Genomic DNA, 18523 nt, shown 5'->3' on the forward strand with positions numbered 1-18523 from the left:
TCGCCCCCTCTCCCCGGGAGGAGCCGGAGCTTTGAGCCGGTATCCCGTTTACGGTTTGAAGTATGCGCCGTGGGCGAGCAGATCCTGCCGGAGGCGGGCGACGTCGAGTTCCCGCAGAGCGCCGCCCTGCGCGGCCGCCATCGCGGCGGCCGTCCCGGCGGCTTCGCCCGTCACGAGGCAGACCGGCATGACCCGGACGCTGCCGTAGGTCATCCGGTCGCTCGAGATGCACCGTCCGGCAAGCAGCAAATTGTCGAGCTTCTTCGGCAGCAGGCAGCGGAACGGGATCCCGTGCGACTCGCCGGGCTTGTAGCGCCCCGCCTTGTTGACCACTGCGCGCATATCCGCACGCATGCCGTGAATGTCGAGATAGTAGGCGTTGCGTCCGATCTCATCCGCAAAGTCGCGCCGCGCAAGATAGTCGTGGAAAGTAAGTTCGTACTCTCCGGCAATGCGCCGCCCTTCTCGAATTCCGAGCAGATTCGCCGTGCACGCGAGAAAGGCACCGCCGAACGCCTCCGGCTCGTACTCCTTGAGCGCGTTCAGAAACGCCCGGGCGATTTTTCGACCTTGAATCATCGCCGCGGAGACCTGTTCCGGATCGGTGCTGTCGACGTTTTTCAGATGACCCGCGTTGAAGCCGACCGTCCCGGGGCCGCTGAAGTTCTGGCAGAGGTGCGTATCGATGATCTCCGGATATTTCCCCTCTTTCACTATGCGGTGAATGGACGAGTCCGGATTGCTGCCGTGCAGCCGGCAACCGTGCTGGTAGTAATAGGAGTCGACGTTCGAGAGCTGGAAGCAGAGCGTCGCATACTGCGTCTCCCCGGTTTCATCGTCCCCGAGTTTGAACTCCGCCCCCGCCCAGGCGGCGATGTCGCCGTCGCCGGTGCAGTCGATGAACATCTTCGCGCGGAAGGCGGTCAACCCCGCCTTGCTGCCCGCAATGACCGCGTCGATCCTGCCGGATTCGGCCATTTCCACTCCGGCAGCAAAGGTGTGGAAAAGCACGTGAACGCCGTACTCCTCGAGAAGTTCGTCATAGGTGCGCTTCAGCGCCTCCGGGTCGATCGAAACCCAGTTCAACTGCTTTTCGTCCACATGCCGGATTCCGGAAGTCGCCCGGCGGAATACCGTTTCCGCAAGACCGCGGTAGATGATCTTCTCCCCGTCGGAGAAGGGACACCAGGCCGGAACAAGTCCCGAAGTTCCCATGCCGCCCGGAGCACCGGTCCCCTCCAGCAGCAGCGTTTTGGCTCCGGCACGGGCCGCCGCCGTCGCCGCCGTGCACCCGGCGGGGCCGCCGCCGATGACAATGACATCCCATCCGGAGGAAATTCCGATTTTCCCGTGGTATTGATACGATTCCGGCTTCATGAAACATCACTCCCAGAAAAGCCGGGCCGCGAACTTCTTCAAATTCACGATTCCGGCAAGTTTCCCCGCAGAATCTACGACCACAAGCTGCTTGATGTTGTTGACGAGGAAGAGCTTCGCAAGCTGAACCGCCGGAACCGATTCGTCGACGCTCACGAATTCCGTACGCATGACGTCCGCCACTTTCGTGTCGTTCGCCCCCTTGAGCACCTCCGAAAAAGGCTGAAACCGGTACATCGGCGTCAGGTCTTCGAGCCAGAGCACGTGTTCCGGCATGCTGAACCGCAGCAGATCAAGCAGCGAAATCACGCCGCGCAAATCTCCATCATCGTCGATGACCGGAATTTCGAACTCTCCCGTCGTCGCGAAGAGTTCGATCGCACGTTGAAGCGTATCCTGTTCGAGCATGGTCGTGACCCGGCGCGTCATCACGTCATGAACCCGGAGAAATTCCGGGATCGCGAACCCCGAGCCGCTGAAGTGACTCGTGACCGCTTCCGGAGTCGGCAGAGCCGCCACCGTTTCGATCTCATCCCCCGCCCCGAAATCTTTCGCGAGCGCCGAGAGCAGCTGCAGGTGCAGCCCCGGGTCATCCCCCGGAGTGAGCAGCATCACGACGACTTTCACCGGACCCATTTCCGGAACGCCGAAGTCGATCCCCTGCGTGCTGGTCGCCATTGCGACCAGCGGTTTGTCGAGTTCCGCGAGGCGCGCGTGCGGCACCGCAAGTCCCGGCGCGATCACGGTCGGAAACATCGCCTCGCGCGCCAGAACTTCGTTGACGATGTTGGCGGCGGAGAGTCCGGCATTGTTGCGTGCCAGCAGTTTCGCGAGTTCCTCGATCACCTCCGAACCGGTTTGGGAACTGCTCCGGCAGATGATGTTTCCTGTGGCGAGATAACTGTAGAAATGGGTTGCGTTGTCGGTCATGGCTCCTCCTTGCATCTATCCAATCAGGTTGCTTGCCGTATTTTCCCGGGTGGCTTCGACGGAGACGATCCGGTCGAGCGGAACCTCCTCCGCCGGAACGCGAAGTTCGATGTAGTTGTCGCTCCAGCCGCGCGCCATCCCGTCGGAATCGATCCGTTCGAAGATCACCGGGACCCTTTTCCCGTACTGTCCTGCGATGAATTTCCGTTTCGACTCTTTCGCTATGACGTCGAGCCGTTTGTGGCGCTCCTTCGCAACTTCCGGCGGAATCCTTCCGGGGAGCAGAGCGGCCGGAGTGCCCGCGCGCGGCGAATAGGTGAAAATATGCAGATTTGCAAACTCCATCGATTCGACGAAGCGGCAGCTTTCCGCAAAATCCTCCTCCGTTTCTCCGGGAAATCCGACGATGAGGTCGCTGCCGAGGTGGATCCCCGGAATCCGTTCGCGTGCGGCGTGGACGAAATCCGCATATTCCCGTGTCGTATAGTGGCGGTTCATCGCCTTGAGAATCCGGTCGCTGCCGTTCTGCAGCGCGAGATGCAGAAAACGGCAAACCTTCGGTTCGGAGGCCATCACATCGAGCAGCGAACGGTTCCCCGGCGCCGGCTCCGTCGAACTCAGGCGGATGCGGAACTCCCCGTCGATCCGGGCGATTTCGTGGACGAGCGCGCCGAGATCACGCCCCGAGTCGGAGTAGGCGCAGGTGTTGACGCCGGTCAGCACGAGTTCCGGAAATCCCGCTTCAACCGCCTTCCTGCAGTCGGCCAGAACCTCGTCGAAAGCGCGCGAGCGCTCGGGTCCGCGCGCGTAAGGCACGATGCAGTAGCTGCAGAAGTTGCCGCACCCCTCCTGGATCTTCAGGAACGCCCGGCTGCGGAACGGAAAACTCCCGAACGCCCGCTCCCGGAACGGTGTGACGGGTTGATTCATGCTCTTTTCCGCTCCGCCGAGCCCGGCGGCATGCTTCGTGAGAAACTCGCTGACAAGTTCCGGCAGCGAACGCTTTTCCGGGTTCGTGAGGACCACATCCGCCGCGTTGTCCGCGAGGAACGCGTCGCGGTCGAGCTCCGCGCTGCACCCTGTGACCACGATCACCGCTTCCGGGTGCGCAGCGCGGAATTTCCGCACCATCTGGCGGCTTTTGCGCGCGGCCTCTGCCGTTACGGTACAGCTGTTGACGATGATGAGCGCGGCGTTTTCCGCCGACTCCGAAACCTCGTAACCCGCCTCCGTCAGACGTGAGACGAGCAGTGCGCTGTCGGCGGTGTTCAGCCGGCAGCCGAGGGTGAAAACAATGGCTTTTCGATTCAAGATGGAACTTCCTTTCCCGTTGGTAACATAAAGCCGTTTCCGGTTTTTTGCAACTCAAACTATTTGAATTTCTTGCACAAACCCGGGAAGAAGGGTATATTATCGCGAAACGAACGACAATACGCAGGAGATGCGAGATGGCGAAACACGATTTTATCAGCGACAACCTCGTTCATATGCGCGAACGGCTCAAGGAGAACGCGGCACGGGCCGGAGCCCCCGCTCCGACCCCCGCCGCCGCCCGGGAGGAGAAAACGGGCCGGGAACCGGCGCAATCGCTTCTGAGCCGGGATGCGATGCGGCAGGCCGTAATGCCGCGCGGGGATGGCTTTGACCGCCAGCGGCGTGATTTCGGATGCCGGCTGGAACGCGACCGCGCTTCCGTCGCGGCAGAACTTGAGCTGCAGACGCAGAAAATGGCTGAACTTGAACGGTTTGCCAAATCTCTTGCGGAAATTGAATCCGACTTCCGTCATCTTCCTCCTGGCGAGACGCCGGAGATCCAGCGGGAATTCGAGAAGGTGCGTTTCGCCTATTACCGCGCCGCGGGGCGGGTTTCGGCGTTTCTGAAAGAGGGCGGTTCCGACTCCGCCAGCGCTCCTGAACGCGAGGGGATCCGAAATGGAATGGCGGCGTGGCTGCCGGTCGCGGCGGCCATGATTGTTTCGGCACTGATCGTCGCATTGACGCTTGTCGTGCTGTTCTACTGAGGAGCCGGAGGAGCAGAATGAAGATCGTTCACTTTTCCGATCCGCACGCGGGAGGCGCCGCCGAGGACTGGATGGCCTACATCGACAAACGGTGGGTCGGCGTGTTCAATTACAAATTCCGGCGGCAGTTCCGGCACGATCTGGGGAAACTCGAGCGGGCGGTCGAATACATTCTCGACACGAAACCGGATGTCGCAGTCTGCACCGGGGACCTCACGAGCACGGGGCAGCCGGGCGAGTTTGAAAAGGTGCGCCCGATTCTTGCTCCGCTGCGCGACTCGGAGATCCCGCTGCTCTATCTGCCCGGCAACCACGACTGTTACGTCCGGCGGCCGAAGTGTGTGCGGGCCGTGCGCGAGATGACCGAATATCTGTCGAAGGGAGATTACCGTTTTTCTGATCTGCCGGTCCGGCGCGAGTATGCCGGGGTGGAGTTTCTGCTGGTCAACACGAGCCGCCCGTCGAATCTGCTCTGTTCCTGGGGATTTCTTTCCCGCGCCGATTCGAGTTGGATTGAGTCGGTCTGCGCGGAGCCGAAGAAGATGCCGCGCATTCTTCTGTCGCACTATCCGATGACGGAGGATCATCCGATTCTGCGTGTGCGCCACCGCCTTTTCGGGCAGAAGCGGGTTCAGGAGCTGCTGCGGGAACACCGGATCGATCTCTCGCTCTGCGGTCATGTGCACAAGCCTTATCTGAAGGTCGACGCCGAAGGGCGCGGCGAATGCTGCGCGGGTTCCGTCACCCGGAACGGCAGCATGGTCGAGATCGAGTGCTCTCCGGAGAGCGGCGTCTTCACCTTCCGCACGATTTCGCTTTAACGAACCGGAGTACGACGAAGTGGCGAGTGACATCAACGAACTGGCGCGGCAGTGCGGGGTCTCGAAGGCGACGATTTCGCGTGTGTTCACGGGGCGGGCGCGCGTGAGCGAGGAGGTGCGGGCGCGCGTGCTGGCCGCCGCTCGTCGGCTGAACTACCGTCCGCAGCAGGTGATGGCGCGTGACTGCGTGGCGATCGTGGTGGCGGATCTGCCGTCGCCGCAGCGGAGACTGAGTTTTTCGGAACGGCTGCTCACTTCGGCGGTCTTTGAGATCACGCGCAACCATCTGCAGACGGAAGTGATTCCGGTCAGGGATCTTTCCCGGCTTTACGACAGTTACACGCGGGCGGTGCTTCTGCTGCTTTCCGAGCCGTACATCGAGGCGCATCGTGCGGAGTTCGAGCGGCTGCCGATGCCGGTTGTCACGGTGAACAAGCAATATCCGTTCAGCAGTTCGGTCAACACGGATCACGGGCAGGGGGTGACGCTGGCGCTGCGTCATTTGCATGAGAACGGCCATCGGCGGATCGGGCTCACGGTCGACCGGTTGGAAAACCAGGCCGGTCAGGAGCGTATTGCCGCTTATGGCGCCTTTGTGAAAGAGCGCGGTCTTGTTCCGCTGCCAGTGGGACACTTCTACAATCTCACAGCCGGGGAGTCGCTGCGGGCGCTTGATCACGTGCTCGCGGAACGGCCGACCGCGCTTGTGGTCTGCGGGGAAAGCATGGCGTTGCAGTCCGTCCACGAGCTGCGGAGGAGGGGGTACCGGATTCCGGAAGACATTTCGCTGGTGACTTCGGAGCTCGAGGAGATCTGCTGCTGGCTCACGCCGGAGTTGACGACGATCAATCAGGATCTCGATGCGCTTGCGGCAAAGACCGTTTCGGTGCTTCTCGCCCGAATCCGGGAACCGGACCTGCCACGCGAGGACATCCGGCTGCCGAGTTCGCTCATCGTGCGTTCGAGTGTGCGAAGAGTGGATGCCTGAGAGCGGTTCCTCAGAAGGTCGCATCCTGCGATGGGGCGCCATGTGCGAGGCGGTAACGTCCCGGCGAGCATTCCGTCAGTTCCCGGAAACGGCGGATAAAATAGATTTCACTGCCGAAACCGGAACGCATGGCCACTTCTTTGACGGTGAGGGAGCTGTAAGATTCCACTCGAAGAGCGCGGCGGTCTGTTCACGAGTCAGCGGTTTGTGGAAATGATTTTCAAGATAGGTGCAGAGCCGGTTGTAGGTGGTCAGCGCCTTGCCTTCTCTGAAGGGAATCCGGGCGATTGATCCCGATGTTCCGATCATTTTTCTCCAGAGAGACGATTGATTCCGCCTCGTTCGGGTATCTGGAATCCCTGGAGATGAAGGATGTGGTATCTCTATATTTCATAATCTTTTAAGCGTCAATATATCTTTTCGGAGCTGCTTGTTTCGAGCCGGGAGTGGCAGGGATGGAGCCTGGAACATGAGGGGGAGGATGGAGGGTCGATCCGCCCCTCCGCCGACAACGACCGCAAGCGGGTTCTGCTGGACGCCTTCCGGAAGAATCGCAGCAACTGACAGCCCGAAAACGGCGGAGCTATTTCTCTTCGCCGTTTCCGTTGATCCGGTCCAGGGCGACAAGTTCGCAGAGCGGTTGGAAAAACGGATGTCCGCCGTTGGCGGAGAAGTTGATGCGGTTCCCGTCGCTGTTCTGTCGGACAAGTCCGAGTTCGAGCAGCGTGCGCAGTTCGCGATGGACGACCGGGGCGCTGAATCCCGCTTCGCGCGCGAGTCGACGCAGGTAAATCGAAGGTTTTTCCGGCGTGAAGAGCCGTTTCAGGATTTCAGCGCGGCTTTTGGAGCCGATGAGTTTGTCGAGCATGATATTGTCTCCCTTGCTGGTTGTGAATTCGATTGCCGACGGCGGATCTCCGCGACGAGTTCGGCGAGTGTGCCGTTCAGCAGCTTCTCCGCGTCGGAGTCCGGAATCCGGATGGAAAAGCGCAGTTCCAGTGTGAGGATGAATTCCACATCATCCATCGAGTCGAATTCGCCGTTGACGAGCAGGGCGACCGGGTCTTCCGGATAGCACATCATGGAGTGCCCGCGGCACGTGACTTCGGCGGCCGTGTCACGGATCACCATCGCGATCGCCGCCTCTTCGCGACTCGGCCAGCAACCGCAGAAGAGCGCTTCGGAAAAGAGCGGCCGCCGCACGGATTCCTCTTCATATACAGTGGAAACATTCGAAACGTTTCCGGAACGGGCGAGCTCCCGCAGTTTTCGCACCGCAGCCGACGGCGGGGGAGCCGGGCGGGATTCCGCCGGAGGCAGCTCTTCCGGAACGGGAGTCCTGCGTTCGGCGATTCTCCGATGATTGTTCAGATATAGAACCGCCTCCCCAATGGAAGGGCTGAAATCGCTCGATTCGAAACCGAGGGCTTCGCAGAGTTCCACATATTTCCGGAAGCCGCTCTCTCCGGCCGCGAGCAGCAGCGAATCCTGCGGCAGCGCAAGGAACCGGAATCCCGCTTGTTTTGCGAATTCGCAGGCCGTTCGCGCTTCCGCCTCCGAACCGAAACAGCGGCAGAAGCGGATGAGATCCTCCTCGCAGTCGGACGAAAAGGGCGGCCGGTGATCGGCCGCGGCCAGGCGCGTTCCCTCTTCCGCCGCAACCCGGAGAAGCCTCTCCTGCCGCCGTTCGCGGGAGCGTTCGCTGAGGGCGGTCAGCAGGGCGAAAACCGTCCAGACCGTACCCGCTGCGGTTAGGAAGGGCAGCCCGTTTTTCGAACGCAGAAGCTGTTCCATAAAGAAGAGAGACAACAATCCCGCGGGAACGATGAGACACCCCACAAGCAGGGAATCGCTGAGTTTCCGGTACGAAAAAAGTTCGATTGCGAATCCGGCCAGTTCCCGTTCGAGGCGTTCCGCGCGGATCGGGTGGAATTGATTTTCCGGTTTCTCCCCGAATGGAATCGGGTGCGGAAGTTTGCCCGGCGCGGCTTTCTCCGCCGGATTCGACCGTTTGCGCTTTCGATACAGCAGGACGCCGATCAGAATCCCCGCGACGGTGAATGCCGCGGTCAACCAGGGATGCCCGATGTCCCATGCGAGCGACCACAGCGTGAACATCCCCGCGAGTATGACTTTTCTGAATGGGCGCATTTCAACCTCGTTGTGAAAAAATAATCTGTTTCTATTAAGATAACGTTTGTTATCAAAATGTCAACATTAAAAAAATCTTTTTGCACTTTTTCTCTGCTCCCTGTGACAAGGGTGGAATCTCTGTTTTTTTTACTCCCCATCTTGACATTTGCCGGCGTTTGTGGTATAATATTGTTAGAATAACGTTATTCTAGAATTATTTATTAGTATAAATATGGTTAAACTGAAAGACATAGCCGAGCAGACAGGGGTGACGATTTCGACGGTCTCCGCGGCGTTGAACGGACGCGGCAACATGAGTCCGGAGACGCGGGAGCGGCTGATCGAGGCGGCGCGGCGGATGGGATATGCTCCGAATCAGGCGGCGCGGCAGCTGCGCAACAAACCTGCGGTGGATGTGGCGCTCGTGATCAGTGATTCGCGTCATAATTTGCGTTTGAGCGGCACCTATCTGGTGCACATCAGCGAATTTCTCGATTACTGCCGTGAGCGCGATCTTTCGCAGCGGATAGAGTTTTTCACGGAGGATGAGAACGGAACGTCGATTCCGGAGACGATCCGCGACCGGGTGGCGCGGGGGATCATTCATGTCGGCTTCGTCAGGCCCGGATTGCAGCGTTTCCTTGAGGAGCACCCGGATTATCCGCTGGTGAACTTCGGTGAACCCGGAATCCATTGCGTGCGTTCGGCGATGGAGAGCGGCGCTTACCGGGTGGTGGAGCATCTGGCGGGTCTTGGGGTGAAGCGCATTCTGGTTTCCGGAGGTCCCCGGCGGTTCGATTATCACCGGCAGCTGCGGTGCGGCGCGGAGCGGGCCATCCGTGATTTCGGACTGATCCCCGTTGCCCGGGAGTTTCAAAACGAGCTTCAGACCGATGAGGTCGGCAATCTCCCCTTTATGCGGGCGACGGTGGAGTGGGCTCGTCGCGTACTGGAAAGCGGGCAGCGGCCGGAGGCCGTGTTCTGTTCCGGATCATTTCCCGGGCGTGCGCTGGCGATGGTTGCTTTGGAGAAGCGCATAGCGATTCCGGCGGAATTGAAAATCGTCACCGTCGGTATTGTGCATGCGGGCAGCGGGAGTTATCCGGAACTTACTTCGCTCGAACACAACTATGCCGGGATGATGCGCGAAGCGTTCGGAATTCTCGACCGGATATGGGACGGGGGAGGCAGGCGGGGAATCGAGATTCTGGTGGAGCCGGAACTTGTTGTTCAGACGTCGACCGCGGGGATGCCGCAACTGCAGTGATCTGCTGCCGGCCGATGTACGAGGAGAAAATATCGCGGAAAAAAAGCCGGATCGAAAGTGGAATTTCATTTTGGGAAACCGATAACGGAGTCATGAACATGAAAGGGTGCAGCATGGAAACTTCAGTTGAAAGGCGTCGGAGGCTGCGCGCATCGCTTGCCCGCGCTGTTTTTATCGAGCTTTTGATCGCAAAAAATTGCCGGATCTGCAAGGCTCATCGGGTTTCCGTTCCGCCGGCAGGAGAGAAGCCCGGGGAGGGAAACACGACCGAAAAGGCCGCGTCTCTCCCGGCGCCGGCAGGCCGCAGCCGCGCACGGCTCAGACTCGTACCCGGCACCGGTGCGTTGCCGGACGCCGGGAAGAAGGCGGAAACGCCGCTTGCTGCTCGTGGCCGCACGACCTCCAGAGCTGCGTTTACGCTCATCGAACTCCTCGTGGTGATTGCGATCATCGCGATTCTGGCCTCGATGCTGCTTCCCGCGCTGCAGCAGGCTCGTGAACGGGGAAAAGCTGCGAGTTGCATTTCAAACTTGAAACAGAACGGGACGGTTTTTCTTTTGTACGCGAATGACAACCGGGATATTGTCTGTACGGGTTACAGCGGAAAGGGAACGGAGATTCGTGCCTGGCAGGTAATGGTGGAGTCCGGTTATATCAGCAAACCCTCCGAGGAGGCGTTTTCGAAATACATTTCCGGACAGATGAAGTATCTGTTCTGTCCTTCCGGTTTGCCGCCGGTGACGGGGGCGGATGCCGCCTGGCAGTTGTACGGTGTTGCAAGCCAGTCCGATTACGGCATGCGCTACCAGGAGAGCGCCGCGTGGAATGATGACGCCTCAGGACAGATGTTTTTAAGTATCACAAAGATAGGCAGCCGGGTCTCTCGATTCATCGGTATTGCCGATACCTCTTTCAGCGAAGATGCGGCGGAGAAGCATCGGGGGCACCAGTCGACGGATTACAACAACAAGCAGGGGACGAGTCACGTGCGCATGATTCATTCCGACCGGCTGAATGCCTGGTTCTACGATGGTCATGTCGATTCCCTCAATATGATTGAAATGTCGGAAAACGTCCATTTTCATGATCGGTATGCAAGTGCATTGAAGTTCAACGACCGCAACAACCAGGAACAGGAGTGCCCCCGATGAACGGCGAAATCGTGAAACGGCTGTCTCTTCTTCTGATGGTCGCAGTCGCAGCACTGGCCGGGGCAGGCGAACCACGGGCTGTTCTCGAACTCGACGGCGGCTGGCGGATCAAGCCGGCTGAGTCACCTGAGATTCCGCCCGGTGACAGCGACTGGGGAGTCTGGAAAATTCCATCCGGACAGAAATTTCAGGATGGGATCGATGCTTCCGGAACGAGCTGGAAGAAACAATCCCGCAAAAACATTCACCGTTACTGGTATCGGATGACTCCGGCGGTACCGGCCGATTGGCAGGGGCGGGCGACGTGGCTTGAACTTGACCGGATTGACGGGGATGCGATCGTTTTCGTCAACGGGAAACGAGTCGGGGAAGTGCTCAATCCCACCGGCGCAATCCGGCTGACGAATCTGAAATACGGGACGGAAAATACCCTGGATCTCTATCTGACCCGTGACTACTCCGGCATTTCCCGGCCTTTCGAACAGGATTACATGAATTACGCGGCGCGCGGTCCGCTGGGGCGCAATCTGCCGATGGAGCGCTGGCCGCTCGGCATTACCGCCCCGGCCCGGCTCCGCAGCATTCCCGCAGAGACCTGGATCGATACGGTGTTTGCGGCAACATCGGTTCAGAATAAGACTCTGACGCTGAATCTGGAGCTTGAAAGCGGCGCTGCCCGTTCGGTGTTTGCGGAAGCGGAGATTCTGACTCCGGATGGCGCGGTCGCTTTTCGGATTCCTGCGAAGGAGTTTGGCTTGAGGCCGGGTGCGAATCGCGTGGAGCTTTCCGCCATCTGGGAGAATCCCCGGTTGTGGGAGCTGGAGGATGGATACTGTTACACGGCGGTCGTGACGCTCAAGGGGGCGGACGGCGGAGTGATCGACCGGTATGAACCCTTCCGGTTCGGCTTCCGTGAGATCGGCACGGATGGGAATCGGGTGATGTTGAACGGACATCCGGTTCGTTTCCGGATGCACACGACCGGCAACGAATCTCTTGACCGGCTGCTCGGGGTCAACACGATCGAAGTTCAGCCGAATGCAACGATGTTCTATTGTGACTGGTTTACGTGGAGTTATTTTCGGCACGAATGGCTCGATCACCTAGACGACCGCGGCATCTTCTGCCTGCTGCCGGTTCCCTCGGTTTCCAATGCGCGGAATTTGTTTCTTTCCAGCGAACCGATGCGGCGCGAATATGCGCGGCAGGTGAAACTGTGGTTGAAGCGTTACCGGAATCATCCGTCAATCATCGCCTGGGTTCCCTCGATGAATGTCGTGACTTCGCGTGCGAACATTCATGCGGACGGCATGGGCGATCCTTCAAAACTGGGTTCTTCGCAGGTCATCACGATGGTGAAGCAGGCGTTGGAGCTGCTGAAAAAAGAGGACCCCTCCCGGTTGACTTTCGGACACGGAGACGGTGCGATCGGGGAGATCGCCAGTTCCAACCTCTATTTGAATTTCGTGCCGCTGCAGGAACGTGAGGAGTGGCCGTCCGATTGGGCCGGAAAGAATCAGATGCCCTACATGGCAGTGGAATTCGGACAGCCCTGTACGATCAACTACTGGAAGGGGCCGCGCTTTCTGCTGACGGAATACATGGCGATGTATCTGGGGCAGCGGGCCTACGCTTCGGAATCTCCGGCGGGGCTGGCCCGGCTTGTCTCCTCCCCGTTTTCGAATATGTACAATAACTGGTTTCACGTAGATGTGCGCCACTATCCGGCCTTTTATGAGTTTGAGGGTTTGTTCATGCGCAATACGAACCGCGCCTGGCGGACGTGGGGGGTCACCGGCTGGTACAACTGGGATTTCGACATCGGTTTCGGATTGCCGCCGGGAGTCAAGCCGCGCATGTTCGGTTTCTATCGGCAGCTGAAAGAGGAGTATCGGCACCGTCCGGCATGGGTTACTCCCCGGTTTGATTATGTTGCCGAAACGAGTTCTCCGCTGCTTGCCTATATCGCCGGCAGCCCGGAACACACGGACAAAACGCATTCTTTCTTCTCCGGAGAGAGTGTGAAGAAGCAGATTGCCGTAGTCTGGGATGGCCCCGGCGTTCGCAAAGCGAAAGTCGCCTGGCGGGCGCTTTCCGACGGCAGAACTTTCACGGAAGGAAGCGGGGAGCTGGTGCTCCGTCCGGGGGAGATTTGTCTGTTTCCGGTCACGTTCACTGTGCCGGCTGTTGCCGGGCGCACGGGCGGTGCGGTGGAAATGCGGCTGACGGGAACGGATTTCGCGGATGTGACCGATCGTCTGGAGCTCGAATTCCGGCCGGCGATTCCGGCGCCTGCCCGCGGTGTAACGGTTCAGCTGTTTGATCCCAGGGGGAAGAGCCGGCCGTGGCTGGAGCGACTCGGCGCGGAATGCATCATGCTGGAGGATCAGGCGGAGCCTGATCCTGCGCTCCCGCTGGTGATTGGTCGGGAAGCGCTGTCCGGCGTCTCCCGGCTGCCGTTTTCCGCTGACGATGTGAAGAACGGATTACGGGTGCTGATTCTGGAGCAGTTGCCCGCAGACTGGGAATCGCTGGGATTCCGGTCGATTGAGACGATGCCGCGCTATGTGTTTCCACGCAGTTTTTCGGAACCGCTGTTCGACGGCATGGCGGCGGCTGATTTCATCAACTGGCGTGGCACTCCGGATCTGCTGCCGGAAAAAAAGTGGGCGCGCAGTTATGACTTTTACCGGGCGCCGAAATGGACGAACACTCACGCGGTGGCCTCGGTCGCCTTGGAGACGCCGGGCGTGATCGGCTTCGAGTCGCTGGTCAGTTGTGAGTTCGACCTTGCCTATTCCGCGCTGCTCCGAATGCGGTATGGAAAGGGGGCGGTCTGGTTTTCAACGTTTGAATTTACGACGAATGCAGGCAGGGATCCGGCCGCGACGGAATTTGCCGTTCGTCTGTTGAAAGAGGTCGGGAAACCTCTTGCCGCGGCGGATGACCTTCGTTTTGTCGGACTTGACGATGTCCAGAAGGAGATCGCCGAAAAATGGTACCCCGGAGGTTCCGGGCGGGTGCCGGATTCTGGTTTCCGGGGCGTCACCGTTGCCGGCAGCGGCGCTGATCTGGCCGGGTTGCGCAAAAACGCCGCTGCGGGCGAGACGGTGCTGGTTCTGCCGATGTCGGCGGAACTTGCCCGAAAACGGGGGATCGACACGCGCCGGGAGGCGATTTATAAGCTGGAACCGGATACGAGTTCTACTTTGACGCTGTCGATCACACCGGATATGCTCCGCTGGCGTGACCGGCTTGAGACGGATCTGATCGCCGGATTCGGCGGGAAGGGATTCCGGCGCGGTTGCGAGGTGATCTGGGGAGGAGCAGTCGTCATGGAGCCGGTGGGACGCGGAAGAGTCGTCTACTGCCAGTTGAATCCGTTTCAGCTCCGGACCCGCTATCCGAAACAGTCCGACAACGGCAAAAAAGTGTGGCCGAGTGTTGAAAAGGCATATCGATTTCAGGCGCAACTGCTTCAGGCGCTCGGAGCAGGGGTGAGCGATGCCGTCGCCGGTCGGAGTTGCGCCCTTCGGCGCGGAATTACCTATTCGAATCTGAACGGATGGAATGTCTGCGGTCCATTTCTCTTTCCGGGGATTCGGGATGATCGGCTGATTTACGAGAAAGGAGAAGCGGAGGCGGACGCGATCGCGGGGCGGGCTTTCTCCGATCTGGTCTACTACCTGAAAGACGGTCGTGAGCTGAATTGGCGCAACACGGTTTCCGCGGATGATTCCGGGTATATCGACCTGCAGAAGGCGCTTGCGGTCGAAGAGCCTGCTCTGGCCTACCTGACCCGCAGGATTTCCTGCGATGCGGCCCGCCGCGGAACCCTCAGGTTCGGCATGGATTTCTACATGGAGGTCTATCTGAACGGGAAACTTGTCTTCGATGCGAAAGAGGGCGGCGGCTGTGCGCCGAAGATTAACTCCCACCGTTTGACGGTCGAGCTGGAGAAGGGGGAGAATATTCTCTCGGTGAAACTCGCTTCCGGCAGCAAAGGATTCGGATTTTATGCAAACCTCTCGAATGAGGATGTTTCCGATGGGGCGTCGGAAGAGGAGCAAATTGATTTTTACCCGGAGAAGGACACGAGTTATGATCCGTATCAGTTCGGTTATTATTGAGTGTGGACTCTTCTTCCTGCTGCTGTCTCCGGCGATGGCGGATCCGGGCTTCCGTATGGATTTTTCGGATCAGATTCCCGGACAGAGGCCGAAAGGATGGGCCAGTGTCTGGCAGAAGCCTGTGGATGATGTGATTTACGTAACGAATGCGGGCGATCCCTCGAATCCCGGAAGACGCCAGATGCTGATCGACCGGGCGCACGGAGAGGATCACTCCTATTACCGTTATCTTCGCTCGTTCAAACTCGAGGAAATGGGCGCCGCGCAGGCGGTTCGAGTCTCATTTCGGTTCAAAGTCGAATGTGCAAGCCTGCACGAGGCTCCGTTCGAAATTGATTTCGGTCCCGCAAACCGAAGAATTATGACGCTCTCCTTCTGCCTTCGCGACTGGGGACCCAATGTCTATTTGTACCCGTCGACCTTGCGCAGCTGGACGGAGAATTGGGAAGCGAAACAAAACCTGGGGGAATTTCAGCGCAATCAGTGGCATCGGATCGAGCTGCTTCTTCCGTATGGAGCCGGAACTCCTCTCAAGAAGGGATTCGGCCGGCTCTATTCTTCTTCCGGTGTTCCCGGTCCGGTTTTTGAAGTGCCTGCTCTGATCCCCGTGCAGGGGCAGACCGCAGTTTCGATCGTTCCCGCGAACAAACGGAAGGGGGCGGCAATTTTTCTTACAGACTTTGTTTTCGAACCCGCCTCTCCGGACGGCCTGAAGTGACCGGTCAAAAAAAGGGGGGGGCGGGATTTTCCGCCCCCCCTTCTGGGGAACTGCCGATTTACGCGTTCTTCAGGGCGTCGAGCAGCTTCGGCTTGCTCTGCACGCCGGAGAAATCCTTGACGATCTCCCCGTCCTTGTAGATGAAGATGCGCGGGATGTTCATCACTTCAAAACGAACCGCCAGATCCTTGTTGTCGTCGATGTTGACTTTGCCGATGACGACGTCTTCCGGCGCCTCCTTCGCAACCTGTTCGAGGATCGTTCCGAGCATGCGGCACGGGTTGCACCACGGCGCCCAGAAATCGACGAGGACGACTCCGGATTTCACGGTTTCGTCATAGTTCGCTGCACTGAGTTCTCTGATTTCTGCCATTCTCCTGATCTCCTCCATGATTGGATTTCCCGCGGACCGCGTGCGGCCGCGGAGTTTCATTGCAGGAATCAATATAGCATGAATTCGAAAAATTCAAAGGGGAAAAGGATCAATTTTTTGCGGGTCACTCCGGTGTGTCAGGTTGTCATGGTGTGGGACAAAATGGCGCGCGTCAGGTGGGACACCGCCCGCCCGTTTCGATTTTTCCCCGCGAAAAGGAGAGATGAAGCGAGTTGGCACGCTCTTTGCTTAACTTCCAGTCGTCATTGCAAAATGAAAAAACTCATTCCAAGGAGGATTTGATTATGGGTAAGATTTTAGGTATTGACCTCGGGACCACGAACAGTTGCATGGCTGTCATGGATCATGGCGAGTACAAGATTATTCCGAATGCGGAAGGGAACCGCACGACTCCGTCGATTGTGGCGTTTACCAAGAACGGCGAGCGTCTGGTCGGCCAGACGGCAAAACGGCAGGCGGTGACCAATCCGAAGAACACGATTTTCTCCATCAAGCGTCTGATGGGCCGCAAATTCAGTGAAGTTGGGCGCGAGCGCGAGCTCGTTCCTTACGAGATCGTCGCGGCTGCGAACGGCGATGCTGCCGTCAAGGTCGGCGACAAGGTCTACTCTCCGCCGGAGATCTCCGCGATGATTCTGCAGAAGCTCAAAACCGATGCGGAAGCGTATCTCGGCGAGACGATCACGCAGGCGGTCATCACCGTTCCGGCGTACTTCAACGACAGTCAGCGGCAGGCGACTAAGGACGCCGGCAAGATCGCGGGTCTTGAAGTGCTCCGCATCATCAACGAGCCGACTGCGGCCGCTCTGGCCTACGGGCTGGAGAAGAAGAGTGATGAAACCGTTGCGGTCTACGACCTTGGCGGCGGCACATTCGATATTTCGATTCTGGAGATCGGCGACGGCGTCTTCGAAGTGAAGGCGACCAACGGCGATACCCACCTCGGCGGCGATGACTTCGACCAGGCGGTCATCAACTATCTGGCCGACGAGTTCCAGAAGGAGAACAGCATCGATCTTCGCAAGGATCCGCAGGCGCTTCAGCGTCTGAAGGAGGCTGCGGAAAAGGCGAAGTGCGAACTCTCCAGCAGCATGAGCACCGACATCAATCTGCCGTTCATCACGATGAATCAGGACGGTCCGGTGCACATGAACATCACGCTGACCCGTGCGCAGCTGGAAAAACTCTGCGATCCGCTGCTTGAGCGGACGAAGAAGCCGTGCCAGGCCTGCATGAACGATGCGGATGTTACCCGCGACAAGATTCGTGAGGTCATTCTGGTCGGCGGCATGACCCGTATGCCGAAGGTGCAGGAAGAGGCGAAGGCGATCTTCAACCGCGATCCGCACAAGGGTGTGAACCCCGACGAGGTCGTTGCGGCCGGTGCAGCCATCCAGGGCGGTGTGCTCGGAGGCGAAGTGAACGATGTTCTGCTGCTTGATGTGACTCCGCTGTCGCTCGGTATTGAGACGATGGGCGGCGTGATGACGAAGCTGATCGACCGGAACACCACGATTCCGACCAAGAAGAGTCAGATCTTCAGTACGGCTGCGGACAATCAGCCTGCGGTGGACGTCCGGGTTCTTCAGGGTGAACGTGAGCTGGCGAAGGACAACAAGTCGCTCGGGTTGTTCAAGCTTGACGGCATCGCTCCGGCGCCGCGCGGCGTGCCGCAGATCGAGGTCACGTTTGACATCGACGCGAACGGCATTCTGCATGTGACCGCGAAAGATCTCGGCACCGGCAAGGAGCAGAAGATCACGATCACCGCTTCGAGCGGTCTGTCGGAAGCGGAAGTCGAGCGCATGGTCAACGAGGCCAAGGCGCATGCCGAGGACGACAAGAACGCGAAGGATCGGATCGAGACCAAGAACCATGCCGATTCCCTGGTCTACCAGACCGAGAAACAGCTCAAGGAGTTCGGTGACAAGATTCCGGCCGATGTCAAGGGGCAGATCGAAGGCGCCGTGGCGAAGGTCAAGAAGGAGATCGAGGCCGACAATGTGCCGGGCATGAAGTCTGCGTGCGAGGAGCTCGAAGGCTTGCTCCAGAAGATCGGCGAAGCGGTCTATGCCGCGCAGCAGCAGGCCGCCGGCGGGGCGGGTGCTTCGCAGAATGCCGGTGCGCAGCAGAAGAACAGCGATGACGACGGCGTGGTAGACGCCGAAGTGGTCGAATAAGGGAAAAAACAAACCCCGGAACCGGAGGCGGATGCTTCCGGGGCCGGGGAGATTATTTTGAACAAAAGAACGTTTACGTTCCAACTAACCAAACAAGGAGAGTCAGAAATGGCAAAAGTCAACATCAAGCCGCTTGGCGACCGGGTCCTTCTTGAGATCTGTGAGTGCAAGGACGAGATGAAGGGTGGAATTCTCATTCCGGATACCGCGAAGGAGAAGCCGCAGGAATATAAGGTGATTGCGCTCGGAACCGGCAAGACCGATGACAACGGCAAGAAGATTCCGTTTGACGTGAAGGTCGGCGATATCGTTCTGACCAGCCGTTACGGCGGGACCGAGGTCAAGGTCGACGGAAACGAGTACAAGGTCGTCAATCAGGACGACATTCTTGCGGTCGTCGGCTGAGCGTTGAA

At 59.0% G+C, this 18523-nt stretch carries 17 protein-coding genes; 9 read left to right on the top strand and 8 right to left on the bottom strand.

Annotated elements, in window-relative coordinates:
• Positions 1-48 precede the first annotated feature (48 nt).
• Genes Q0K10_RS05095 through mtaB form a run of 3 tightly spaced genes read right to left on the bottom strand, consistent with a single transcriptional unit; the run spans position 49 to position 3618 of the window.
• Positions 49-1377, bottom strand: coding sequence for an FAD-dependent oxidoreductase (locus Q0K10_RS05095; RefSeq protein WP_294504115.1), 1329 nt, complete (start codon positions 1375-1377; stop codon positions 49-51).
• A gap of 6 nt (positions 1378-1383) precedes the next feature.
• A complete protein-coding gene (locus Q0K10_RS05100; RefSeq protein ID WP_294504117.1) occupies positions 1384-2307 on the bottom strand; it encodes a PTS sugar transporter subunit IIA in 924 nt (307 codons plus the stop codon).
• A 15-nt stretch (positions 2308-2322) separates the two neighbouring features.
• A complete protein-coding gene (gene mtaB / locus Q0K10_RS05105) occupies positions 2323-3618 on the bottom strand; it encodes a tRNA (N(6)-L-threonylcarbamoyladenosine(37)-C(2))-methylthiotransferase MtaB (protein ID WP_294504120.1) in 1296 nt (431 codons plus the stop codon).
• A gap of 137 nt (positions 3619-3755) precedes the next feature.
• Between mtaB and Q0K10_RS05110 the strand changes: the two genes are divergently transcribed.
• Genes Q0K10_RS05110 through Q0K10_RS05120 form a run of 3 tightly spaced genes read left to right on the top strand, consistent with a single transcriptional unit; the run spans position 3756 to position 6137 of the window.
• Positions 3756-4328, top strand: coding sequence for a hypothetical protein (locus Q0K10_RS05110; RefSeq protein WP_294504123.1), 573 nt, complete (start codon positions 3756-3758; stop codon positions 4326-4328).
• A 17-nt stretch (positions 4329-4345) separates the two neighbouring features.
• Positions 4346-5149, top strand: a complete 804-nt coding sequence (locus Q0K10_RS05115; protein ID WP_294504126.1) for a metallophosphoesterase — start codon at positions 4346-4348, stop codon at positions 5147-5149.
• Between the two features lie 19 nt (positions 5150-5168).
• On the top strand, positions 5169-6137 hold the full coding sequence (locus Q0K10_RS05120) for a LacI family DNA-binding transcriptional regulator (protein ID WP_294504130.1): 969 nt from the start codon (positions 5169-5171) through the stop codon (positions 6135-6137).
• A 10-nt stretch (positions 6138-6147) separates the two neighbouring features.
• Here the strand turns inward: Q0K10_RS05120 and Q0K10_RS15580 are convergent, their stop codons facing one another.
• The 4 genes from Q0K10_RS15580 to Q0K10_RS05135 all read right to left on the bottom strand — a co-directional run bounded on the left by Q0K10_RS15580 (position 6148) and on the right by Q0K10_RS05135 (position 8288).
• Positions 6148-6267, bottom strand: a complete 120-nt coding sequence (locus tag Q0K10_RS15580) for a hypothetical protein (protein ID WP_366942956.1) — start codon at positions 6265-6267, stop codon at positions 6148-6150.
• A complete protein-coding gene (locus tag Q0K10_RS05125) occupies positions 6213-6446 on the bottom strand; it encodes a hypothetical protein (RefSeq protein WP_294504133.1) in 234 nt (77 codons plus the stop codon). Before Q0K10_RS05125 ends, Q0K10_RS15580 begins: the two co-directional genes overlap by 55 nt.
• Positions 6447-6720: 274 nt before the next feature.
• Positions 6721-7005, bottom strand: a complete 285-nt coding sequence (locus Q0K10_RS05130) for a winged helix-turn-helix domain-containing protein (RefSeq protein WP_294504137.1) — start codon at positions 7003-7005, stop codon at positions 6721-6723.
• The gene (locus tag Q0K10_RS05135; RefSeq protein ID WP_294504141.1) at positions 6960-8288 is read right to left on the bottom strand and encodes a hypothetical protein; all 1329 of its coding nucleotides are present in this window, start codon (positions 8286-8288) and stop codon (positions 6960-6962) included. Before Q0K10_RS05135 ends, Q0K10_RS05130 begins: the two co-directional genes overlap by 46 nt.
• Positions 8289-8502: 214 nt before the next feature.
• On the opposite strand from Q0K10_RS05135, the gene Q0K10_RS05140 reads away from it, so the two are divergent.
• From Q0K10_RS05140 to Q0K10_RS05155, 4 genes are all read left to right on the top strand, one after another.
• A complete protein-coding gene (locus Q0K10_RS05140; RefSeq protein WP_294504144.1) occupies positions 8503-9537 on the top strand; it encodes a LacI family DNA-binding transcriptional regulator in 1035 nt (344 codons plus the stop codon).
• Between the two features lie 113 nt (positions 9538-9650).
• Positions 9651-10688: a type II secretion system protein gene (locus tag Q0K10_RS05145; RefSeq protein WP_294504147.1), complete on the top strand. Its 1038-nt coding sequence runs from the start codon at positions 9651-9653 to the stop codon at positions 10686-10688.
• Positions 10685-14818, top strand: coding sequence for a hypothetical protein (locus Q0K10_RS05150; protein ID WP_294504150.1), 4134 nt, complete (start codon positions 10685-10687; stop codon positions 14816-14818). Before Q0K10_RS05145 ends, Q0K10_RS05150 begins: the two co-directional genes overlap by 4 nt.
• Entirely contained in the window at positions 14790-15536 is a 747-nt protein-coding gene (locus Q0K10_RS05155) for a hypothetical protein (protein WP_294504154.1), read from the top strand. Before Q0K10_RS05150 ends, Q0K10_RS05155 begins: the two co-directional genes overlap by 29 nt.
• A 58-nt stretch (positions 15537-15594) precedes the next feature.
• Here Q0K10_RS05155 and trxA read toward each other — a convergent pair whose 3' ends face one another.
• A complete protein-coding gene (trxA, locus tag Q0K10_RS05160; RefSeq protein WP_294504157.1) occupies positions 15595-15909 on the bottom strand; it encodes a thioredoxin in 315 nt (104 codons plus the stop codon).
• A 305-nt stretch (positions 15910-16214) separates the two neighbouring features.
• On the opposite strand from trxA, the gene dnaK reads away from it, so the two are divergent.
• On the top strand, positions 16215-18110 hold the full coding sequence (gene dnaK, locus Q0K10_RS05165) for a molecular chaperone DnaK (RefSeq protein ID WP_294504161.1): 1896 nt from the start codon (positions 16215-16217) through the stop codon (positions 18108-18110).
• Between the two features lie 108 nt (positions 18111-18218).
• On the top strand, positions 18219-18515 hold the full coding sequence (locus Q0K10_RS05170) for a co-chaperone GroES (RefSeq protein WP_294481600.1): 297 nt from the start codon (positions 18219-18221) through the stop codon (positions 18513-18515).
• The last annotated feature ends 8 nt before the right edge of the window (positions 18516-18523 follow it).

This window comes from uncultured Victivallis sp., assembly GCF_944391105.1.
Classification (GTDB): Bacteria; Verrucomicrobiota; Lentisphaeria; order Victivallales; family Victivallaceae; genus Victivallis.

Coding starts and splice junctions, on each gene's coding strand:
- Q0K10_RS05095 (WP_294504115.1), bottom strand. CDS start 1,377: ATGAAGCCGGAATCGTATCAATACCACGGGAAAATCGGAATTTCCTCC.
- Q0K10_RS05100 (WP_294504117.1), bottom strand. CDS start 2,307: ATGACCGACAACGCAACCCATTTCTACAGTTATCTCGCCACAGGAAAC.
- Q0K10_RS05110 (WP_294504123.1), top strand. CDS start 3,756: ATGGCGAAACACGATTTTATCAGCGACAACCTCGTTCATATGCGCGAA.
- Q0K10_RS05115 (WP_294504126.1), top strand. CDS start 4,346: ATGAAGATCGTTCACTTTTCCGATCCGCACGCGGGAGGCGCCGCCGAG.
- Q0K10_RS15580 (WP_366942956.1), bottom strand. CDS start 6,267: ATGCGTTCCGGTTTCGGCAGTGAAATCTATTTTATCCGCCGTTTCCGG.
- Q0K10_RS05125 (WP_294504133.1), bottom strand. CDS start 6,446: ATGATCGGAACATCGGGATCAATCGCCCGGATTCCCTTCAGAGAAGGC.
- Q0K10_RS05130 (WP_294504137.1), bottom strand. CDS start 7,005: ATGCTCGACAAACTCATCGGCTCCAAAAGCCGCGCTGAAATCCTGAAA.
- Q0K10_RS05135 (WP_294504141.1), bottom strand. CDS start 8,288: ATGCGCCCATTCAGAAAAGTCATACTCGCGGGGATGTTCACGCTGTGG.
- Q0K10_RS05140 (WP_294504144.1), top strand. CDS start 8,503: ATGGTTAAACTGAAAGACATAGCCGAGCAGACAGGGGTGACGATTTCG.
- Q0K10_RS05145 (WP_294504147.1), top strand. CDS start 9,651: ATGGAAACTTCAGTTGAAAGGCGTCGGAGGCTGCGCGCATCGCTTGCC.
- Q0K10_RS05150 (WP_294504150.1), top strand. CDS start 10,685: ATGAACGGCGAAATCGTGAAACGGCTGTCTCTTCTTCTGATGGTCGCA.
- Q0K10_RS05155 (WP_294504154.1), top strand. CDS start 14,790: ATGATCCGTATCAGTTCGGTTATTATTGAGTGTGGACTCTTCTTCCTG.
- trxA (WP_294504157.1), bottom strand. CDS start 15,909: ATGGCAGAAATCAGAGAACTCAGTGCAGCGAACTATGACGAAACCGTG.
- dnaK (WP_294504161.1), top strand. CDS start 16,215: ATGGGTAAGATTTTAGGTATTGACCTCGGGACCACGAACAGTTGCATG.
- Q0K10_RS05170 (WP_294481600.1), top strand. CDS start 18,219: ATGGCAAAAGTCAACATCAAGCCGCTTGGCGACCGGGTCCTTCTTGAG.